Source organism: Nitrospira sp. (assembly GCA_037045225.1).
Classification (GTDB): domain Bacteria; phylum Nitrospirota; class Nitrospiria; order Nitrospirales; family Nitrospiraceae; genus Nitrospira_A.
Window position 1 is genome coordinate 1,860,011 of record JBAOHZ010000009.1, and the last position, 20,752, is coordinate 1,880,762.

The 20,752-nt window shown below is 60.5% G+C and carries 8 protein-coding genes; all 8 read right to left on the bottom strand.

The features are described 5' to 3' along the window. Positions 1 to 5: 5 nt before the first annotated feature. The 8 genes from V9G17_09465 to V9G17_09500 all read right to left on the bottom strand — a co-directional run bounded on the left by V9G17_09465 (position 6) and on the right by V9G17_09500 (position 20,476). Positions 6 to 8,183: a neuraminidase-like domain-containing protein gene (locus V9G17_09465; GenBank protein ID MEI2752820.1), complete on the bottom strand. Its 8,178-nt coding sequence runs from the start codon at positions 8,181 to 8,183 to the stop codon at positions 6 to 8. Between the two features lie 85 nt (positions 8,184 to 8,268). Further along, positions 8,269 to 9,396, bottom strand: a complete 1,128-nt coding sequence (locus V9G17_09470; GenBank protein MEI2752821.1) for an NUDIX domain-containing protein — start codon at positions 9,394 to 9,396, stop codon at positions 8,269 to 8,271. A gap of 74 nt (positions 9,397 to 9,470) precedes the next feature. After that, positions 9,471 to 9,908 (bottom strand): hypothetical protein, encoded by a 438-nt coding sequence (locus V9G17_09475; GenBank protein MEI2752822.1) that lies wholly within the window; start codon positions 9,906 to 9,908, stop codon positions 9,471 to 9,473. Between the two features lie 173 nt (positions 9,909 to 10,081). Then, the gene (locus tag V9G17_09480) at positions 10,082 to 10,225 is read right to left on the bottom strand and encodes a hypothetical protein (protein ID MEI2752823.1); all 144 of its coding nucleotides are present in this window, start codon (positions 10,223 to 10,225) and stop codon (positions 10,082 to 10,084) included. 92 nt (positions 10,226 to 10,317) lie between these two features. Continuing rightward, positions 10,318 to 10,779 (bottom strand): hypothetical protein, encoded by a 462-nt coding sequence (locus V9G17_09485; protein ID MEI2752824.1) that lies wholly within the window; start codon positions 10,777 to 10,779, stop codon positions 10,318 to 10,320. 303 nt (positions 10,780 to 11,082) lie between these two features. Next, entirely contained in the window at positions 11,083 to 11,607 is a 525-nt protein-coding gene (locus V9G17_09490; GenBank protein ID MEI2752825.1) for a transposase, read from the bottom strand. Positions 11,608 to 11,669: 62 nt separating this feature from the next. Continuing rightward, on the bottom strand, positions 11,670 to 12,110 hold the full coding sequence (locus V9G17_09495) for a DUF6258 family protein (protein MEI2752826.1): 441 nt from the start codon (positions 12,108 to 12,110) through the stop codon (positions 11,670 to 11,672). Beyond that, entirely contained in the window at positions 12,095 to 20,476 is an 8,382-nt protein-coding gene (locus tag V9G17_09500; protein ID MEI2752827.1) for a SpvB/TcaC N-terminal domain-containing protein, read from the bottom strand. The genes V9G17_09495 and V9G17_09500 overlap by 16 nt, the downstream gene beginning before the upstream one ends. Positions 20,477 to 20,752: the final 276 nt, after the last annotated feature.

The window sequence follows — 20,752 nt, forward strand, 5'->3', positions numbered from 1 at the left end:
TTGATTCAGCGCCTGCCAGGAATTGCAACCGATCCAGGGCCAGACCCAGCTCGCATCTCCTGACGCGACAGGGTGTCGCGAAGCTGGGCATTCAGCCCGCTCTTACCCATCATCACTACTTGTGTCCTGTCCAGCGCCGATTGTGACTGCGCCAGTTCGGTATCACTTGCAACCACAAGCTCGACCTGGTTGGTGTCAGTCTCGCTCGCCGGGTCCAGTGGGAGCACATCGCCAAACCTTGCCTTGTTCGGTCCTCCAACACCGCGATCCATCAGTTTCACGCCCAGTTGCCCCGTGTTGCCCAGCACCGCATTCTGATCGAACGTGAGTAACACCTTCGGATTCACCAACCAGTCCAATTCTGGCATTGGGTCGCCTTGGGTCTTCGGCATTGCGAATGGCACCTCATCGACTGGTGGTACTGGCAGTGGCCATTTCTTCTGGAACTGCGGAATGATCTTCACCTTGTCGTAGGGGTCGAATTCGAGGATCCCGGTGTCGTCGGTCACGGTGGTGCGCGTCACCCAGGTCTCCACGTCTTCCAACAGGGTCTCGCGAACCTCCGGCTGCACAAAGAAGGTGTGCCTATTGTCCTGGTAGAAGAAGGGTTGAATCAGTGCGACAACCTCAGTCAGACCACTATCCAATGCGGCCTTCGCGGCGACTGGATCCGAAGCGGACTTCACCTCATCCAGCGAAATACCCAGCGCTGCCAAGGCGTTGTTGCAGGCGAGTACTGTGTTAGCTGGAACCTGTTGCAGGATTGGCTCGGTTGGAACATCCGCAGCCTTCGTGGCGTCCGTACTCTTCTGTTTCGTGTACTGGACGTTGAGCGCGCCCTTCGCGCCGGCGCGACGGGTGGCTTGCACGGTACTGGCGCTGACGATGACATGCTGCGGTGGGGTTTCGAGAGCGCCTGGCTCCGGCGCCGCGTTACGCCCGGCCAGGTAGAAAGCGTGGTCGAAGCCACTCAGATGAATGAAGACACCACCTTCCACTTCATCCTTGGACTCCTTGCTGACGTGGATATAGGCCTCGCGCGGCTGGAACGTCACAGGCTTCATCTTACTTATCACAGGTACAAAGCCACCCGACTCGGCAGTGGTCCAGGAACCAGACTGGTATTGCGCCCAATGCAGTTGCAACTCAACCACTTTGTTCGCGCTCAGACTGGTGAGACCAGTCATCAAGTTGCCGAGGGTGGCGCCAGCGATGGTCGAACCGGAGGTCGTGGCGTCCATCGAAGGTTTTGGGTCAGCCTTCTCCAGGAACGTCACCCAGAACAGGAACAGACGCTCGCGCCAGACTACCGGCGCTAGGTGATCGCCCTGGATGCTTACGCCCACCGGTTCCCAGGTCGTCCAGCTGCCGTTGCGGCAGCGGCGATAGAAGTACTCGTGTGGCTGGCCGTAGGTGCGGCCGAAGACATGAAGGACACGCTGTGACGCGTCGGCGTGGTCTTCCAGGTGCATGGCCACCATATCCAGTCGTGCGATCTTGTCCAGCTGGCGCACATACTCCAGGAAGGCGTCCTCGACAAGGTCGTTGGACACATCACCCTGTAGCAAGGCACCTTCCAGGGTCTCGAACAAGGGCGTCTTGTCATCGCGGAACTCGGGCTCGAGCACATTTTCCGGAAACAGCCAGAGATTGCGATTACCGGCCCAGACTGGATTACGGCGCATCCATTCCCAACGCTTGGCGTCCAGAACAGAGGGATGGACCTGTGGCTCTAGGTTGAGGAAGCAGCGTTGAACGAACAACTGCACCGACGCGATCGCTAGGCGCACGCGCGATGTTTGCACCACGGGCTCCATGCCGGGGTCGATGAGGAAGTGTTCGTACAACTGCTCCAGGCGTTCGTAACCAAGCTTCTGCAGCGCATGCCCGACCAGAGCATCGCGCTGGCGCTGGCGAAGGCGGTCGAAGATGGGTTGTGCGACGCGAGGCCAGTTCAACTCACCGGCGCGAGCCCTTACGGCATCTTTCAGGTCGCGAGCGATCTCCGCACGGCGGGACTCTGCCACGCCTGGCTTCAGCAGGTCCGTGCAAGACGCCAAGGTTGCTACGGCAACGCCGAAACGATCGACAAGGCGCAGCGCCTCCCACAGCCTGCGCACCGCAGGGTCTGCGACAAAGGAGGGGGCGGCCCACAACGTCTCCGCCACAGTTTGGACATTGGCCTCAGTCCGGCCGGTCAGCCTTGCCAGGCGTGGATAGACTTCCCGAGTCAGTTTGTCGGCAGAGCCCAAAGCGTTGGCTTCGAAAACAGCGACAAGGTCATTCCCGGAGAGACGCAGATCGCGCTTGAGTCGGCTGAGCTGCAGCAGGTGCCGAAGACCGGCAAAACGTTGCACTGCCGCCGTGGTTTCAGCAGCGCCATCGTTCACCTTGCTGGTAGGCCAGGTGTTGAGGTCTAGGTTGCCGAATTCCGCGGCGTGAGTGCTCAGGTGGCGCAGTTCCACCTCATCGAGGCCAAGCGTGCGCATCACCACGAGCATCTTGTCGAGCAGTGCTACGGCGTGGGCCGCAGCATGCAGATCATCTGCGGCACGCAGCGTCAGTCGCGACAGTATGCCTTTTGGAAGACTCTCCCCCTGCAGCAACAGACGGGCATGGCCACCCGCCAACGCGCCCAGGCGCAATTCGAAGCGGTAGGGAACACCGGCTTTAAGTTCGACAAACTCCTGCAACACTGCACCATCTGCTGCTGCGGTGCCCGCGAGCAAGACGGCATCGGTGCGATGGGGAAACCGCAACTCGGCCGTGGCGTTCGCCTTGTCGAGTTCGATATGGAAGCGCCAGGCCCCGCTGGCCGGAACCTCCAGGCTGCCTTCGATCAGCCACGCGGTGGTGCCGGCGGGTGCCGCGGGGACCGCGGCGGTGTCAGCGTGTCTGGTCGGCTGGCTGCCGAGCACCTGGCCGTTGGCCGCCAAGTAGCGCACCGTCAGCCCCTGGCTTGCAAGAGCGGCCAACGGATCGAGCAGCGGACTCGCGGAATTCAGCACCACCTTGTCGGTCAACAGGCTTTCGACCACGCTGGTCTCGTCCCCGCTGCGCGCCGCCATCGTTTGCACGATGAATTGACGGACGAGGCGCTGCTGGAGGTAGGGCAGGAACGCCTGCGCCAGTCGCGCCCGGCGAGCCTTGAGTTGCAAGTCAGCAGCCTTGACGTCGTTCGCCGGCAACGGCATGAAGAGTGCGTCGAAATCCGCGCCGTCGAGAAATCCGGCTGCCGGTACGACGCCCGCTGCAGACCTGCCTAGGTGCTGGTTGAAGAAGTCACGCGACTGTTGCTGCACCTGTTGCAGTAGCCTGGCAAGCAGCGGCGATGGCACGTGCGCAGTCCCAGCCGCCGGCAGCGGATATCGGTTCATCAGAGCCGCTTTCTGGGCATCAAGCAAGACACCTCGAACACGCAGATACTGCGCGTTGCGCACGGAATCGCTCTTCGTCTCGACGATGCCCTCAGCACCAGCTAACGAACTGACGACAAAGGGGTTTTCGCCGGCGCCCAGCCTCTCGGTGGCCAGGTAGGTGATGGTGCCATTGAGCATCGACATGAAGGTACTAGCCACTTCAGGTGCCAATACCAAACCGAGTTTGGACAGCAATACTTCTTCGCTGATACCCCCGGGGTCGGCCGGCACGGCATGTTCAGCCCGGATGGCTTGCACACCGTCCGCTAGCCCTTTCAGCAATACCAGCATCTCACCATCGTCATCGGCCAAGAGTTTGGTGTTGCCCAGGCGGTGGCGTATCAGAGCGTCGACGTCTCCGACCTTCAGGCTGGCTGCCCCCAGCAAATCGGCCAGGTCCACAAATGCCAGCGTCTGCGAGAACGGGTGATCCTCGGCCAGGGTTGCCGGCGGATCGGCATGTAAGGCCTTGAACGGGTCCAGCCCACTCAGCTTGCGCAGCGTGAGGAGGTCGGCCACGGAGAGCTTCAGTGCTGTGGCCAGCAGCGCGTGACGGTACAATAGTGAGACATTGGACAGTGTCAACATCGCCTGAGGCGGCGCGTTGCCCGCGCCTGCGCGAAGCTGCATACCGGCATCGCTGAGCACCTGTTCGATGTCCGTCGCCGTCAGGCCCATGGCCCCTTGCAGTGTGACCATGTGGTCGATCAACGGCACATTCAGCGCAGTCAAGTATTCCCCAAGCGCATTCTCGAACGCCGCCGGTGCTTTGGCTGCGCCGCGACCAAGGAAGAGCTGTGCGTACAGTGGCTTGTCCCCGGTGGTCGGTATATCCGCCCAGAGTGTCAACAACTTCTGTCGCCCATTGGCGCCAGGCTTCAGACGTTCATCCAACGCCTTCACGTGCGCGAGGTACACCAGCGCGCTGGCTAACGGCTTCTTCTGCAGATTGGCATCCAAGCCGTCGAAAGGGGCGTTCCTGGGCACCAGCACCTGCAGAGCGCGATCAGTCTCTTCAACCGACCATCCGAGACGACGCCACAGCCGCACGAACAGGTTGATGCGAACCAGTTCGATTGGCATGACGCTGCTCTCGTCGGCATGCTGCAAGGTCGTCAGGTCAAAATTGCAACCGGCGTCGGGGTCGGCTAGGACCAACACCTTGCTAAAGTCGATCGCCAAGACCTTGGCCTTCAGCGTCGCAAGGTTGCTGCCCGACTCGGTAGCGAACTCTGTCAACCGCCGCTCGAAGGCCGCAATACCGTCCAGCTTCTTCCGTTGCTCGGGCGTGGGCACCGCAGGCGGAGGGGTCAGCGCTGTCACGTCAACCTTGTAGCGATAGGCATCACCTACGTTGAGCCTCGCCCGATACAGCACGGTGAGCTTGCTCAGTCCCGGGTTAACGAAGCCGGTCATCACCACTTGGGCAATCTCGCGGTAGCTCACCCCGAGCCTGCGCGATAGGGCCTTGGCCGATCGGAGCATGGCTGGTGCGTCCAGCACGAGTAGGTCTCCAGCAGCCGGAGGCGCAGTCCACGCCTTGGCAAAGACCACTTTGGTTCGGCCCGCACCACCAGACCCCGCGGCTCCGATAGCGGTGAGTGTGTTAACTTCGCCCGCCTCGGCATTGGCGCTGACGTCAAAGTAGCCGCAAGACATGCCCGGTGAGAGGCCGGAAACATCAGCATCTGCCAGACTCACTGACGCTTCTGGGGCATTGATGGGCGGTTGAATGGCTGCGCGCAAGGCAGGCCAGCCGAAGAGATCGTGCCAGGCGTCGTTGAGCAACGGCGCAGTCCGAGTGAACAGCGCCGTCTCGGCTGGCGAAAGCCCCAACGACTCCACAAATATCTCGGCGCGGCCGACTCCGCCGTTGATCCACAAATCATCCTGGCGGCGCAGTGCCTGCAGCACCTCGTGCAGCAGCGTATCGGCATGCGTGCAGAACTGGCGTGCCATCTCCAGCGACCGGTCGAACGGCAGCGACAGCGGATACTTCGCCTCGCGCAAGGCCTCGTAGGCGGCAGCAATCACGTTCTGCGGCTCGGCCAGCAATTCGGTCGTCTTGGCGTCACCTGTATCGCGCGCCGCCGTAGCGGCCAGTTGCCCATGCGCCGCGTGGTACTCAAGGATCTCGTTGACGAGGTCGATGTAAGGCAGCGCGGTATGCGTGTTCTCACATGTCAGCGCAAGGTGCGGCAGGTCGGGGCGACGCTGCACCAGCACGTCGTAGGGCTTCATTGCCTGACCAACCTGTGGCCCGCTGGCAAAGGTGTGTGGATAGGCGTTGCCGCCATGGGTGAGCTTCCACAGGGCCTGCGTGTTCGCCCAGGTCTGAGCGTCGATGTCGACGTACTGCAGAAGGTCCACCAAGTAGGCAGCCGGGCTCAGCACCGATTGGCAGTCCTGACACTCGCAGTAGTCCATGGAGCCGAACAGTGACTCCATCGTCGGCACGCGACGGATCAGGCTGACGCGATCGACATCACCAATTGGCAGCGGATTCGGAATCACCGTCGTGCCCGCCCCCCCAGAGGCACTTTGTGCCGCGCCGAACAGGCTGTAGACCACGCTGCTGACCTGCACCGCCCGCTCGTATACTTTGCGCGCAATGCCATCGGCCGGATCGACCTTGAAGATCTCGTAATACTCGGCATTGAAGGTCTTCTCGAAGTGCTCTTGCTTCAAGCCGGTCACGTCATGGGCGGACGGAAGGCCCATCTTTATCAGCGTGATCTGGACTTCGTCACTGGGGGAGATCGAGTAGGTGGCATGCAAGGCCTTGAGGTTTCTCGTCGCCGTGGCGTGCAATTCGGTGTCGGTAAGTCCTTGCTGCTCGAGGAAGGTGGAAACCGGCGTCTGCCCCAATCGATAGCCTCTGGCCGCGGAGCGCTCCAGCAGCTTCACTGTTTCATCATGGGCTTCGGCGAGGGCAAAGCGGGGGTCGCTGGACAATCGTGCCGTCAACACGTGAGTAGGATAGGCGCGATGCACCTTGCGCGCCGTGTCTGCGGCAAAGGCGTTGGCCCTGGCCAGTACGTCGGCTCCTTCGTAGGCTGACGGAATCAAGGCCGCCAACTTCTTCAGCCCTGCCTCACTCGGGTTGGCCCGGTCTTGCTGTGCAATTCCGGCTTCCTCAAACAACTCGTTGGCCCAAGCCCCGGCAGTGTAGAGCCCTTTGGCAGCCAGGACCGCCGGGTCATTCAGCCCCATCTTCATCAAGCGATCCGTCATTGCAGCACTGTTGCCGGCCAGGAAGGCGAGCTTGCCGTGCAGTTGCAGTGTCTTCACCTGGGCATCGGTGAATCCAGTCGCCGACGCCTTCTTCCACAAACTGTCAGCGTCGCCGCTATGCGCGAAGAACAGCGCGGCAAACTTCTTTTGCTCGACCTCGCTCAAGCCGGTGCTGGCCATCAGCTCGGCATAGCTCGATTGCGATCCCGGCGCCGCGTCGGCCAGGTTGGCCTTGGCCGCAAAGGCCGCGAACACCTTGGCCTGTGCCGTGATGGTGGCGTCATCGAGATCGATAACACCCGACTCTCGCGCCTTCTTCAGCCCTGGTTCAATGAGTTCGAAATTGACCGCAGCCAGCAACCGCTTGTCAGCGGGCAGGCCCACGCGCAGTAGGCCGTACAGCGCCTCGGCGGACATGCCGACCTCATCTGCAGAAGCTAGGCGCTGTGCCCAGCAATTTAACGCGAGTAACCGTGCATCCCAGCCGGTGCTGCGTGCCAACAAGGTGATGTCTTGTCGCTCGGCATTCTCCACCGCGTCTGCCAACTTCCCGATGGCCTCAATCTCAGCCACCACGGCGTCGCTCATGCGCTGATACTCCCCGGCGACCTTCACGCCATCGGCAGATACAATGAGTTCGAGGCGTCGGCGCTGTTCGGCAGTGACTGCGCCCAGCGGCTTGGTCAGCACCACTTCACTGTGATCGGCCTTCAACTGGCGTATCTCGAAATTGGCCGACGCGGCTTGCGGCGGATAGTCCAGCGTAAAGCGCCCGTCGCTCGCAGACACCGCCTCCGACAATTGGGTGCCCGTTCCGCCGAACGCGAGGCGATACAGACGCAAGGTGATACCCGGAGCCGGTTGGCGAGAAGGCCAGCGCACGATGCCTGCAAGCTGTTGCGGCACGGCCGGTGGTTCCACCACATCGGGAAGGCTCAGTTCTATCGTCTCCAGCGGCTTGGCCCGCGGGATCACCGGTGAGCTTGCGAGCGCCTTGCCGTCGCGGCTCTCCACGGTCACCTTCAAATTGACGGCGGGAACCCCCGGCAACAACTCGTAGCGGATCGTAAATCGGCCATCACTGTCGGTATGATCCTGGCCAAGGCGAATGGCGGCCGCACCACCTTCGTGGAAGGCCCGGACGAGAAGGCCGGCAATCTCGACCTTCGTGCCTCTCGTTGCGGGCTTCAGCATCCCCGCCACGATGCGCACGGTTGTATCCGGGGGTTTCGCATCGAGTACCCCCCACTCACGCAGCAACCTGTTCAGCGCGTTGGCGGTGCCCTCGTCCACCTCTCCATTGCCTTGCAGGCGATTCAGTTCCTGAAACTGTCGCAAAAGCTTCTGCGTCATGTCAGCGAATTTGCCCGCTGCACGCTCTCGTCGAAGTAGCGCGACGGCCTGGTCTCGCGACGGAGCATCGTTGGCCAGCAGAACTCCTCGATTCAGGCATTCCAGCAACGCATCTTGAAGGTCCGCGACGGCTGCGCGGTCAGCGCCTGGGGCCAAGGGAAAGATGATGGGGTTCATCGACAATCCTCCTTGCGTGAGATCCGATTCGCTGCTGGCGGTGCCCACCGCGAGGGTGTCGCGATTCGAGGCATTGACGGCTCCCTCATGGGCGCGGGCGTTGCGCGTCTGCCGCCTGAAGCAACTCGCGGGTTTCGACGTAGCTGGCCTTGGCGACGGCTTGCTGCAATGTCAGCCAATCGTGCCGGCGGTCCTTCTCTTTTCTGAGTCCACGCCCGACGGCTTCCATCAAATAGAAGCGCGTCGTGGCTACGGAACCATCGACCGTCCAAGTCGTATCGCTCAGGGTGCTGATAATACGCGCCCATACGCCGGTCTCCTCGTACACCTCGCGCACGGCTGTTACCCGGGGATTCTCTTCCGGTTCGATATGACCTTTCGGTAGAACCCATTGATTGGGATCGTCCTTGGCTTCGACAAGCAAATACTCGGCTCCCCCACTGCACATGCGATACACCACCCCGCCGGCATGGGTGGGGCTGTCCGCGGCGGGCAAGGCCTTGTCGAAGGCAACCTTGCCTTGGTTGCCTGTGAGCGTGATCACAGCCCAATAGGCTTGGTTGGTGGCCTTGTAGCGTTGCTCCATGTAGCGCCAGAATGCCAGCAACAGGAGGCCGAAGAGGATACCTGTGCCTATCAATCGCTGTGTGTCGTCAAAAGGCCATGTCATCGCCAGGACTGCCAACACGACGACGAAACAACGGAAGAACTTGGAGTCGGCCTCAAAGCGCTGAACGGCGGCTAAACTGTCAGGGTGCTCCTTAGCCAGAAGTGCCTTGGACCATTGGAAGGTATTGATCGCGTATTGAGCCTGCAGGGGTTTGAGCGCCTGCGCTTTGATCTTACCCACACAGATCACAGCGAGATCCTGTTCCTGTTTGAAGACGATCCAGCTAAATGCCCGCACAAACCAGGGTGAAAGCATCCCTCTATGTGCCAGCCGGATGATCTGCTTGTTCAACGACCTGCCCCTCAACCAGTCATACGGGAGGTCTAACCAGGAGCCCAATAGAAACACCAGATGACCGACCAAGTAGCCGGCAACAAGAAATGCGGCTACGCCTTTCGCGTCGCTCAGGTCCTGGTACCGGTTGCATCCCAAAATCACTGGTCCCACCTCGTCCATCAATAAATAGGTGAGCAGCGCGCCTGGCAACAGGATGGAGAAGAAGTCCATCAGGCCGATGAAAAATTTCTGTGGCTCGAAATTCATAGCTGTTTAGTCGTTGAGTGATTCATCACATCTAGGTGATAGGCTCGCTCCGTTTTCAATCAGAAGGCATTAGTCTAGCCCTTAAAGACATCCAGTAATTCTTTAAACGCAGTGAGACCCCCCTTTGCATACCATGGGAGGTCTTCCTTGAGATCCTTCGCACTACCACACACCGTTGATGCCCGGCCCAACCAATGCTTCAACGACGCCTTTGATTCCTCCGGCCCCGTCGTGGCTTGGACGACTTCCACCGCTCGCGGAAACGCCTCAAGTTCGAGCAGAAAGACCTGTTTGATTTCTGCTTGTTCAGACGATTCTCCCGGAGGTGTCCATCCCTTATTGAACTCCATCAGGAACTTCTCGCTTTGCACAAGATTGAGAACGGCATCCCGAAAAGGAAGGTACTGATCCAGAGGACGATCATCAGTCTGAGGGACAAGCAGAAGTGTGACACTCTTCACAAAGTTAATCCATGCAATCTGAATCGGTGCCCGATTCGTGTCGGCTGGCATGATGACCTCCACCTATTTGGTAACCCGGCTCGTCATAAGTTACATAAATTGAATTGCTCCAAGTCTTTCATCTCGCCTCTGAGCAGAGAGATGAGACGTGCGCCCGGCAGCAGGATGGAGAAGAAGTCCATCAGGCCGATGAAGAATTTTTGAGGGTCGAAATTCATAAGATCTTATGACTCACTGCCTCTGGCCTCTGCCCCCGCCAAGGATGACGCCATCAATTGTTTGGGAAACACCACCAGCAGCGCGTCTTGCAGATTGGCAACGGGGGCGCCGGTATCTCCGACGTTGATGGGGGCGAGAATCAATTGCATGACAAGCTCCTGAAGTTAATGAGTGACCCCATACCGCTGCGTATCCACATTTTCGAAGAATGCGGTTATGCTGACACCGTTCCGTCCCCCTTCTAGCTCTTGTGCATGTGCTCTATCACCTTCCGCAGGGCGCCTTTTGCATAGGCCCAGTTGTGGCACTTGAAGCTGCGGAGGTTGTCGATGGAGGCCTTGCACTGGGAGCACTTCAGTCCAGCAATTGCGCGCGGCGCTTCCGTGTTGACGAATTTCTGTTCACCGAGAATCACCTGCGCAATCATCTCCTGGTTGTGAACCGTTCCCAAGGCAGACGAGACAATATCGAACCAGTTGATCTCGCGCCGGCATTTCGAACAGCGTTTGCGGTCGCCACTCACCCAAAGAGGGGCCCCAATGGTGTTCGGCGCCATTCCGAGTACCGCTTCGATTTTCCGCACGTCCGCTTCAGCCGTGAGCCACTTGTGCTTCCCTGGAAGGGATTGCGGCGAGTCATAGACGGCTTTGAAGACCTTGTCGCTGACGGGGAACGTATTTCGTTGCTGCGATTTAGGTTGCATCGTATTTCTCCCGTTGTTCGACCGTTCAATAACTGACCTCGAGCACTTGCTTTCTGCCATCCTCGTACAGCATCCAGCGCATGTTCGCGCGAGTGATCTCGGGATTCCGACAGGGTGTCAGGCACCCTTCCTCCCGGTGCCTGACACCCTGTCCAGCTCAGACAGCGTCTGCTTCGGACGCCCGCGCCCTCGCACAGTCGGACCTAAATTCCACTGTGCGACCATCTGCTCCACGCACGCGGGGCTGCCACAGGGCTGTCCTTTCGTCACGCTTCTCCGCACCGCACTCAATTGCGCATCCGTCTAGCCTTCGTTCACCCAATCGAGCCAATGAGCAGGACGCGCCATCGGCCAGGCGCTCAGCGGGACAGCACCCTCATGCCGCCGACACGCCCCCGCGCTACTCCAGCCCCACTGCTCCGCTCGATCCACGAGGCCCGCCCGCACGGGGTTCCGTTCCGCATAGCGACAGACCATCAGCAGATACTCGCTCGTTTCGACCGGGAACGATTTGAAGCAACCTTGGTACACATGCCCCTCTCCGACCGTGTGGCGATGCTGATGCCACCGTTGCGTGTGGGTCAGCGTGAGCCAGTTCATAAATCGTGATAGATCGCCGTCCTTGCGCGGCCAGACGATGAGATGCCAGTGGTTGGGCATCACGCAATAGGCGAGGAGCCGCATGGCCACACGCGCACAGGCCTGTTCCAACACACGTATAAACGCGGCATAGTCCCCCTCGTCCTCAAACAGTGTCCGGCGGGCGTTGGCCCGATTGAGCACGTGAAACACCACGTCCCCCGCCGTCGGCCGCAACGGTCTCCCCATCAGCGCGCCTCACCGCGCTCCGGCTGAGTCAAACAAATGGTTCGTGGCACATTTTTCTTCCCTTACGAATAGATTTCTTCTCCCGGCCGCGACGGGTCTTCAATGTGTATTGAGCGGCACGTCAAACGAAGAATCGTCTCGAAGTAAGGAACACTCTCACTGACTGCGCCAATTGACATTTCAATGGCAATGCTGTCTGCACTCGCTTCCGTGACAAGAAAGCTGTTTATGGTATCGTTCGGGATATGCCCCTCGTTGTGCAGTTCAACACTACGAATGCCGTCAAAGACGAGATATCCGTCCGTGATGTCTTCCTTGGTATAGAAATTCCACTGCCCGCTTTCATCACGTATTCGGGAAATGCAGTCCACTTGCACTCGGACCCGGGAATTCCAGCAATCGATATTGATTGCTTTGCAAGCTCTGTCACCCAAATAGACACTCCTAGCAAAGTCAATTGGAGTCATATTGAATAGCGCCCCCTTCTCTAATAAATCGGCCAATGCGCGTCTTTACTGTTCCATGGAACAACTCGACCACTCGGGTCAATTGATGGGCCTTGCCCCTTCATTCCGGGACCACTACCCGGAAGGTGTCCGTGCCCGTGAGGCGTAGGATTGCCTGCATGCCCTTGTGGATTAAGCCGCTGGTAATTTGAACCGTTCGGGTAGCGCGTATGTGTATCTACGCCACCTTTCCCGGCCGGCACCGTGTCGCCGCCGGCCGGTTCAATCATCGCATTTCCTCTAGGATCCACCACAAAGCGGCCAACTGGATAACCAGTCGCTGGATCAACGGTTTGCCCAGGGCCGCGGGGTGTGGGTATTCTGACTGGCTCGCCAGGTGGTAAAGCACGCGGGGGCATTACCGGCTCTATAGGTTCAGGACCTGTTGAACCCGGTACCTCTACTGTTCCTGTGCGTGGTCCCGCAATGCTTCCGGCTGCGCGGCCACCCAGCCCTCCGCCTATTACCCCACCAAGTAACTCTCCTCCCATCTCGGCTCGGTCGCCGCTCGTAAGCTTTCTACCTGACAGATCTTCCCCAGTGATTATCTCTCCTAGAGTCAGACCCCCCATGCCGGCGCCACCGACCGCAATGGCTCCACCGACGAGGGCCAGCGTTCCTCCTGAGGCAATCATTGCGCCGACGACGAGTCCCGCGACCAGCCCGAACACTAAACCCTTGGCGAGGCCCTTACCAAACCGTTCTAGGTCACTTGGCGGTGCTTCTTTCGGTTGTTCCTCACCGGATGCCTCCCTCGTTTTTCCTGGCGGATCGACCACGATGACGTCGTCGTCAAAGGTAACCACGTCAGGTTCAATCAACTGACTTCTATCAACCCACCAAGTCTTGTTCTGCGCGTCCCATCTTGCGTCTCCTCGGTAGTGCAGCCCGAGTTCACCATACTGCTCCCTTATCGCTTCCTGCGATTCCTTGCCCGTCATCTCACCGGGCTTGACAATTACAGGATTAACAAGATCATCACCCGAAGTCGGTTTAAGACCCGTGCCATCCATAAGACACACAGGATTGCACCTGGTAAACAGGTATAGGTTGGCAGCATCCACGAGACCTCCCGGATCAGGGGATATCCAACGGGCTACCCACGACGCGTAGTATCTTGCCCCGTTGTAGTACAGGCCACTTTCCTCATCGCGCTCCTTGCCCGTATATCGATACCGCTTCGCCGTCTCCGTCTGGCTGCGCACCGCCTGATAGGTCGAGCTTCCATATGGCGCGTATTCTTCGTAGGAAATGATTTGCGCCTCGTCGTCCAATTCCAGGCTGGCTGAGCCGAGGTGGTTGCCGAACTGATAGCGAATGAGCTGTCGTGGCGCCTGGTCGGAGCCTGCCGTGTCCAGCGTGCGCGTCTCCACCAGGGCGATTCGCTGCTTGTCGTCCATCACGTGCAGCGTCTCGCGCTCCAGCGTGGCGGTGTTGGCACCGATGGGGCCGCCGTGTGTGCGGAAGATCTCAAAGCCGCCGAGGTAGATACGTTCTTCGGTGAGGCCAGGCGATTTCTCCCACACTTTGCGTATTCGCTGGCCTGAGGCGTCGTAGACGTAGAAGGCTGCGCCACCGCCACCCAGGTCGGTCTGACGCAACTGATCCTTGTAGTCCCAGTGCATGTTCGGCCCGGGCAGCCCACCACCCAGATGCGGCATGCGCAGGATGTCGCCGTGGGCGTCGTGCAGGTAGGCTTCCGGCTGCGGAGTGCTGCCCGCCGGGTTCACTGTGGTGTGGCTCAAGCGATTGCTGGTCTTGAGCAACATGCCTGGAGTCCCATCTTCGATCAAGCTGGTTTCGTTATAGGTGTAGCGCCGCGTCCAGCCCGCATGCGCCGGGTCGCTGCCGCGATGCTGCATCTGCAGAAAGTTGCCGACGGCGTCGTACACATAGCGCTCGATGTAGATGCCCATGGCCTTGAGCACGTTCGGGTGGTCTTGGCGGACGTGAAAGGCGTTGAATGCATCCGGAGCGGTTGGCGGCTTGCGTGGACTATCGGCAGCTTGTCCCAGTTGTCCAAGATGCTCCCGTCCTTGGGCCTGAATCAGCCGGTAGAGGGCGTCGTAGATGTAGTCGTTGCTCGGCTCGACGCGCTGGTTGCGGAAATATATGGTCTGCTGCGCGTCGTCTCGGATGTGGGTGATGTTGCCCGCAGGGTCATAGGTGTAGTGCAGGTTCTGCAAGCCGCAGCCCTTGCCTGCGGGCGGCTGCTCGGGTGCGGCGATGGTGGCTGGAGGTGGACTCAGGTTCTCGCAGTCGTCGGTGAAGGCCACGCCCTGGGCCGTCGCGGGATCCACGCCCCGGCGCGTGTAACGGTGCATCAGACGGAAGGTCTCGCGGTCGTAGCCGTAGGTGGTGCGAATAACCGTGGCGTCGCCTGTCTTGTAGTCGATAAGGGTGCGCTGGCCCTTCGCATCGTAGTCGATATCGGCCACGCCGACCGGCGATGGGGCGACGTTGTTGGGGTCCAGCAAGCCGGCCGGCTCGGCGGTACGTTCCAACCACACGTCCACCCGCTCCAGCAGATTGGCATCATTGAACCACGGCTGGATGACGTTGAACTTGTTGGGGTGCCCGGGCCGGGTCAGGCTACTGTGCGGCGCAATTGACTGAATGGGGCGATTGAGCGCGTCGTAGCGGGTGCTGCCCTGGAAGGTTTCGGCGTCGAGTTGAGGGTTCAGCAGCCAATCGGGAATTTCGTTGTGCTTGCTGATCAGACGCCGTGTACTGCGCAGTAGATTGCCCTTGAAGTCGTAGGCTTCGATAGGGCTGCCGTTGGCAGCTAGCCGTGCGTTAGTGGCGACGCCTGCGGAATCAAAGTGCCGGTAGATGCGGGTGCGCAGGTTAAGGTGCTGCGCCTCTGTTTCCTGGGCCGGCGTGGCGTTGAGGGGCGGCTCACCGTATTCGATTTTGTCGACCAAGATATCGCGGCCTAGCGTGCGTGAGTCTGAGTTGGGCTTGAGCGGATCGGCGTCGCTGAAGGTGCCTCGCACCGTCTGTTCTATCGGCCGGCGTAGCGCGTCGTACTTCGTCGTGAAGTTGTGGCCGCGGCTGTCCCATGCACGGATGGGCTTGCCGGACACGTCGTTCGCCATCCAACGCGCGCCGGCTTCCATGCTGAGCTGGTGGATGCGGTTGCCGAGCATGTCGTAGGCATAACGCATGACGACGCGGCCGAGCGGGTCGTCCACGACAACCGGATTCCCGGCTGCATCACGAGCCTCGGTATGTGTGACGGCATCGCGCACGGCGCGCTGGTTGCCTTCGATGTCCAGTTCGATGCGGGTGGCGAAGCTCTCTTCAGTACCGTCGAGGTCGTGGCCGACGCAGACTACGCGGTTGCGCGCAACGGTCAGGAATGGGCGACCCAACGCGTCCAAATGGGCCGTGGTCGGCGTATCGGCATGGGCTTCGGCGCGCAGGGCGGCGTTGCGCTCGTCTTGCCCAAAGGCAACACCGATACCGGTGCGCTGCGCATGCCAGGTCTGCCAAGGTTGAGCCGGATTGGCCGGCAATGCCTTAAAGTATTCGGCAACATAGCCGCCGATGTCGGGATCGGTTCGCGGGTCGCCAGTCTGTTGATTGCGCAGCGCGCTGGTGTCGTTGACGTCGTAGGTCGCCTGCTGCCAGGGGTCGAAGACGACTTTCTCGTACGTGTGGTTCGGGTGCAGGGTGGCGACGACCCGCTCGGCAGGGTCGTAGAACAGGACCGGACTGACGCCGACCGTGACTCCAAACTCAAAGCGGTGTGTGGCACTGAAGAAGGGCTCGTACTGCCGGACGGGCTTGCCTTTATTATTGAAGATGGTCCAGCCGCTCCCTACCCAGCGCGGGTTGACCGATAGGCCGCCATTGACGACCGGCCCGGGCTCCGCCTGGATCTTTTTCTGGATCTCGCGGCCAAAGCCGTCCGAATAGCTGAAGCTGATCTGGATCTTCAGGCCTTGTGGCGGCAACGGGCTGCTCGCGTGGGTTTCACGGGCGAGCGTGGCAGCACAGGCTGGTTGCCACTTGGTCGGGTCGTTCGGGTTTGCCTGCTGAGTGCGACGGAAGCGGTCCAGGTCGTAGGCAATGCGGGTGGTGGCATCCCTCAACAGCGCGGCTGCAGTGGCGTGCGGGTCAGCCACGTCAAAGAAGGCGTCGAGTTGGGTTTGCGTGAGGTCTATAACAAATCCAGTGAGCCGGTCACCCTCCACCCCTGCCGGAGACGGCTTCCCCATCACCGCCGTACCCACCACCATGCCGAGCGTGTCGAACGCGACTTCCGTCTGATTGCGGTTCGGGTCGCTGACGAGGCGCGGCTGCAAGACGCGGTAGTCGTTGACGTTCACCGTCATGCGGTTGCCGAGCGCATCGCGGGTTTCGACCATCAACAGGTCATGGGCGTCGAAGTCCACGAAGGCATCTTGACCGAAGGGATCGCGGTAGCGTCGCGGCAAGAAGAAATGCTGCCGAGCCTGCGCTAGTTCTGTAGCGGCGTTGTCAGCGGGATTGGCAGAGAAGAAGGACTGGCCGGACGGAATCCACCAGTGATCATCGGCATCGGTCGCGGGAAATCGCCCGTCGGCTTTCATTGTCTGGCTTGGGAGGTACCCGCCCCGGTTGCCGCCCTGTCCGCCAAGCACCCCTGGCCAATCAGGCAGTAAGGGTTCAGCCGCCTGTCCTTGACGCGGGCGCTGAAAGACCTGGGCAAGCAAGCCTGGAGTGAAGGCCAACTTGTAGCTCTCGCCTGACAACGCCAGCGGTTCAATTTCACCAAGCGGCAGAAAGCCGCTCAAGTCATCTCGTCGGTAGAGCGTGCGCAGGCACTCGATGGGGCGGCGGCGTTGGTTGCCGGAGGCTGTAGCCTCGTACGCGACTTCAGGGGCGGTGAACTTGTGCCGCAGACGGCTTGGCGCGGCAGCGTCTGACTCGACCAGATCCGAGGCTTGGAACCGGCCAGCCGCCCCGGTGGGTGTGTAGCCCGTCAACTCGAAGGTGATTGCCTCGCAAGGCAACGGGTTGCGGTGCGTGTCAATCGATTCGATCGCGTTGGTGACGTGGTTTGCGGTGTAGGTGAGCAGCGCCGTCGTCTGTCGTTTGCGATCCCAGTCCTCTGCCAGCGGTGAAGTGCGTCTGCCATAGCCGATGGCCGCCTGCTTGAGCACGTTGCCATAGTCGTCGGCCTCCAACGTCAGTGCGTGCTGGATGCGCGGATCGGTGGGATTGCGCTCGTAGTGGTAGCTGAGCGCTTCGCGCGCATGGGTGAAGAAAACGGCGTGGCGGTTGCCGCCCCTGGACTGCAAGGTCTGGATAGTGAAGTTCTGCTCGGTGACGGTGTAGGGCGTCCGGGCGCGTTGGATCTGTTGCGGCGTGGCACCTGGCTGATCTGCGTCATCCGCGTAGACTTCCTGGCGCAGCATGGAACCCTTGAGGGCGCGGCAGGCTTCGCGCTCCTCTTCGAAGGTCAGGCCGGAGGGAATGACCGTGTCAGGCAGCAGCGTTTGGACGTACGCCTCGAAAAGAACATCGTGGTTCGGGTCGCTCTTCTCAGGGGCACCGTAGTATTCGGTCGCAAAATGCCGACTGACCTCGTCGGTCTCGTCATAGACCCCCGTGTGGAACCAGGTCTTAGTGTGAACCGGCGGTACGTGCGAGGCGGCGGCGATGTTGTCGCCCTGCGGGAATGTTCCGCTGGCGGTAAGTGCGCCGATCTGCTCGGTATCCCACTGCTCGACCATGCCAAACCCGCGGAACTCGCGCTCTTCACCATCGAAGTAGCCGTGGTGATAGGCGTAGCGCGTGACGAAGCGATTGCGGCTGATGCGATCGTAGGTTTCAACGCGCTCGACCACATGCACCGGAAACGGCAGTCGCGTGATCCATGGTTTGCCGTCGCGCTTATCCTGCAGATAGGACTTGGTGGAGGGAGCGTAATCAACGCGAGTCTCGGCGCCGAGGTTGTTGCTCGTCTTGATCAGCAGATGAGGCTTCTGCCCGCCCATCAGGTTGACATAGCGCATCGGTCGTCGCGCATCGCCTGGCAGGGGCGACGACCAGACCAGGCAGGCGGTGCCGTTGCCGAGGAGGTCCGTGGGCACGATGCTTACGAGATCATCAACGCGAGGAAATACATTCAGCCGTTGTGGCTGGCTCCAGCCATTACCCGACTGGTTGAAGAACAGCCGCACGCCGTCACGGTGCAGGTAGATGATGTCGGTGGTCCCGCTGCCATCGATGTCGGCCAGGCGGATGCGCTTATGGTCGAACTGGTCCGGGTTGTCGAACCAGGGCGCATTGTCCATCGTCACCTTCGCGCCGAACCGGCCATACCCGAGATTGGGCCAGTAGCAGACTTCACCATTACGGATGCGGACGATGTCGGTGAGGCCGTCGCCGGAAAGGTCGGCCAAGTAAATGGATTGCGTGCCGTCGGCAAAGACGATGCGCGGCCCTTTTTCCTCATCCAACTCCTGGGCGACTCGCTTGGCAGGACCAAACCCGTCCTCTCCGAGCGACGAATGCCAGACCAGCGCCTCGTTCTCGGTGATCAGCACATCGGCATGGCCGTCGCCATCGAGATCCACGAACTTGAGATTGGGATCGCGCATGTCGCGGGTGAGCCGCGATGTGAATGGCCGGAACTGATCCCATCCCTCCGCTTCGTCATGTTCATGGAGGCCTGGCATGGGCCCATCCAACATCACAAGGTCGGGCTGGCCATCGCCGGCGAGATCCATGAACTGCGCGCCACCACTGAGGGTTAGATTGGGTTTGAGGGCGACGGTTTCGAGCGCCGAGAATTTCGCCCTCACGACTTCGCTGCCGCCCGGCAACTTGTCGGGGAGGGGGCTCCAATTGCGCTTGTAGAACCAGGTGCCGCTCTGCTCGCTCAGAATACCGGGAATGCCTTCCCCGTGCAGATCAGTCCATTGATAGACCCTGCCGTCCACGCCGATGGGCAGGTTTTCCAGGCTTTCAGAGTCCACTTCCTCTACGGTGTCCTGCACGATGGGCTCGGTGTATTCGAATTCGACGGGCGGCAGACTGCGGCGTGTGGAGGAGCCATCTTCCTGCTTCCACCCCGTCTGCACGACCTGCTTCAGGAAGCTGTAGACAGGCTTGGTGGCGAGACTGGTGTCGAGCTCGTCGTCGTAGGTGAAGTCGGTGCTGCGCACTACCCCGTGGTAGCCTGGTTGAGCCGCCCTGTCAGGACCCGCCGGCAGATCCGGGATGTGGTGCAGCATTAGCACCCTCTCACAGCGGCGGCAGGTGCGCACATCGAAGCCCGAGCGGTAGCTGGAACTGGCATCGGGGCGGTAGAGCCAGGACTTCTCTGGCTGGCCCGTGGGGTCGCCCTCATCCAGTTCCCCATAGTCAAATCGCACTTCGAATAGCCAGTCCGCGTCGGTGTCCGTCGGCGGATGGGGTAGATCGCCCAGGTACCGGGGTCGCTGGCCCTGAGCATCCAGCAGGGGTTTGAGGTTGCCGTACAGCACCCGCTGCAAGTAACGCTGGGCGGTGCGGCGCGCATCGGAGGCAAGGCCGCGGTTGAGTTGATGGGCCTGCGTGAACGGATCGGCTTGATCTGGCCGGGGTTGGTAGGCCCCGTCCTCTTTCTTGTAGAGATACCGAATACCGTTGCCCTTGTCGTCGCGCGATTCGCAGATCAACCAGGAGAAGATGCGGCTTGCATCGAGCGGGTCGGCAATGCGCGAATTCGCGTCATGGCCGTAGAGCGTGAGGATGTTGTCCTTGGAGATCGAACGCCAGAACACATCGGTCGCGTCGGTGGTGTTCGTCCAGCGCTCGATGCGGGCGAAGAGCCCTTCGATGCGTGGCCGGTAGCGGCGTACACGATACCCGTCGCGTTCATCTTCCTGCACGACGAGGCGGCCGGACGGATCTCGAACCCAGAACCCGTCCGCGTCTCGCTGAAATCCCGCGTGGCCAGCGACCCAGGTGCCGTCAGGGTCTTGCCGATACACCGGCACCGAGTCTTCCGCGCCGGAGAGGATGAAGACATCCGAATCAGTTGTGTCGAGATACTGCGGCAGCCCCTTATCGGTCTTGCGAGTGATTGAAGGAAGGGAAAGACTCCAGCCGAACCCAAACGGGCCGTTGCCGGCGCCAGAATCGTATGACAGGGACAGTTGTGGACCGAAGCCTGAACGGCCCGGCGAGGTCGCGATCGGTACCGTCATCGAACCAGTGCCGGTCACTGGATTGGCGGCAAATTTCTCGCCCATGCTACGGATGGCCCCGCCGCCCTTGGGCAAGTTGATAGCAGGCGGAGAGGTTTGGCCAGATTTTTCTGAGGAGCGGCCGTCACCGTTATCCTGCTTGCCCGCAACCATTCGCATGCCTCGAGTTTCGGTCAACAGTGCTCCACACCGTGCCCGAATCTCATGGATCGGTCAAGAGCATTAATTACGTGTATTTACATGATGGCTAACGCCAAATCAGAGGCTCGCATGTATATTGGGATAAATGATGATTCTGCCGAATGTAGGTCGACTCATTGCCCTCCGTCCCTTTCCATCATTGTGGACTTAGGATCGGTTCGGGCATGCGTAGCGAATCATCCGGACTCTTCACTGGCAAGTGGCGCACTCCTGTTCCGTGACAAGACGGTCCACGGACATCCTCGGCATCTA

What these genes read in the sequence shown, in the direction of transcription:
- V9G17_09475 (MEI2752822.1), bottom strand. Translation starts at nt 9,908, where the DNA reads ATGCCAGCCGACACGAATCGGGCACCGATTCAGATTGCATGGATTAAC.
- V9G17_09465 (MEI2752820.1), bottom strand. Translation starts at nt 8,183, where the DNA reads ATGAACCCCATCATCTTTCCCTTGGCCCCAGGCGCTGACCGCGCAGCC.
- V9G17_09470 (MEI2752821.1), bottom strand. Translation starts at nt 9,396, where the DNA reads ATGAATTTCGAGCCACAGAAATTTTTCATCGGCCTGATGGACTTCTTC.
- V9G17_09480 (MEI2752823.1), bottom strand. Translation starts at nt 10,225, where the DNA reads ATGCAATTGATTCTCGCCCCCATCAACGTCGGAGATACCGGCGCCCCC.
- V9G17_09485 (MEI2752824.1), bottom strand. Translation starts at nt 10,779, where the DNA reads ATGCAACCTAAATCGCAGCAACGAAATACGTTCCCCGTCAGCGACAAG.
- V9G17_09490 (MEI2752825.1), bottom strand. Translation starts at nt 11,607, where the DNA reads ATGGGGAGACCGTTGCGGCCGACGGCGGGGGACGTGGTGTTTCACGTG.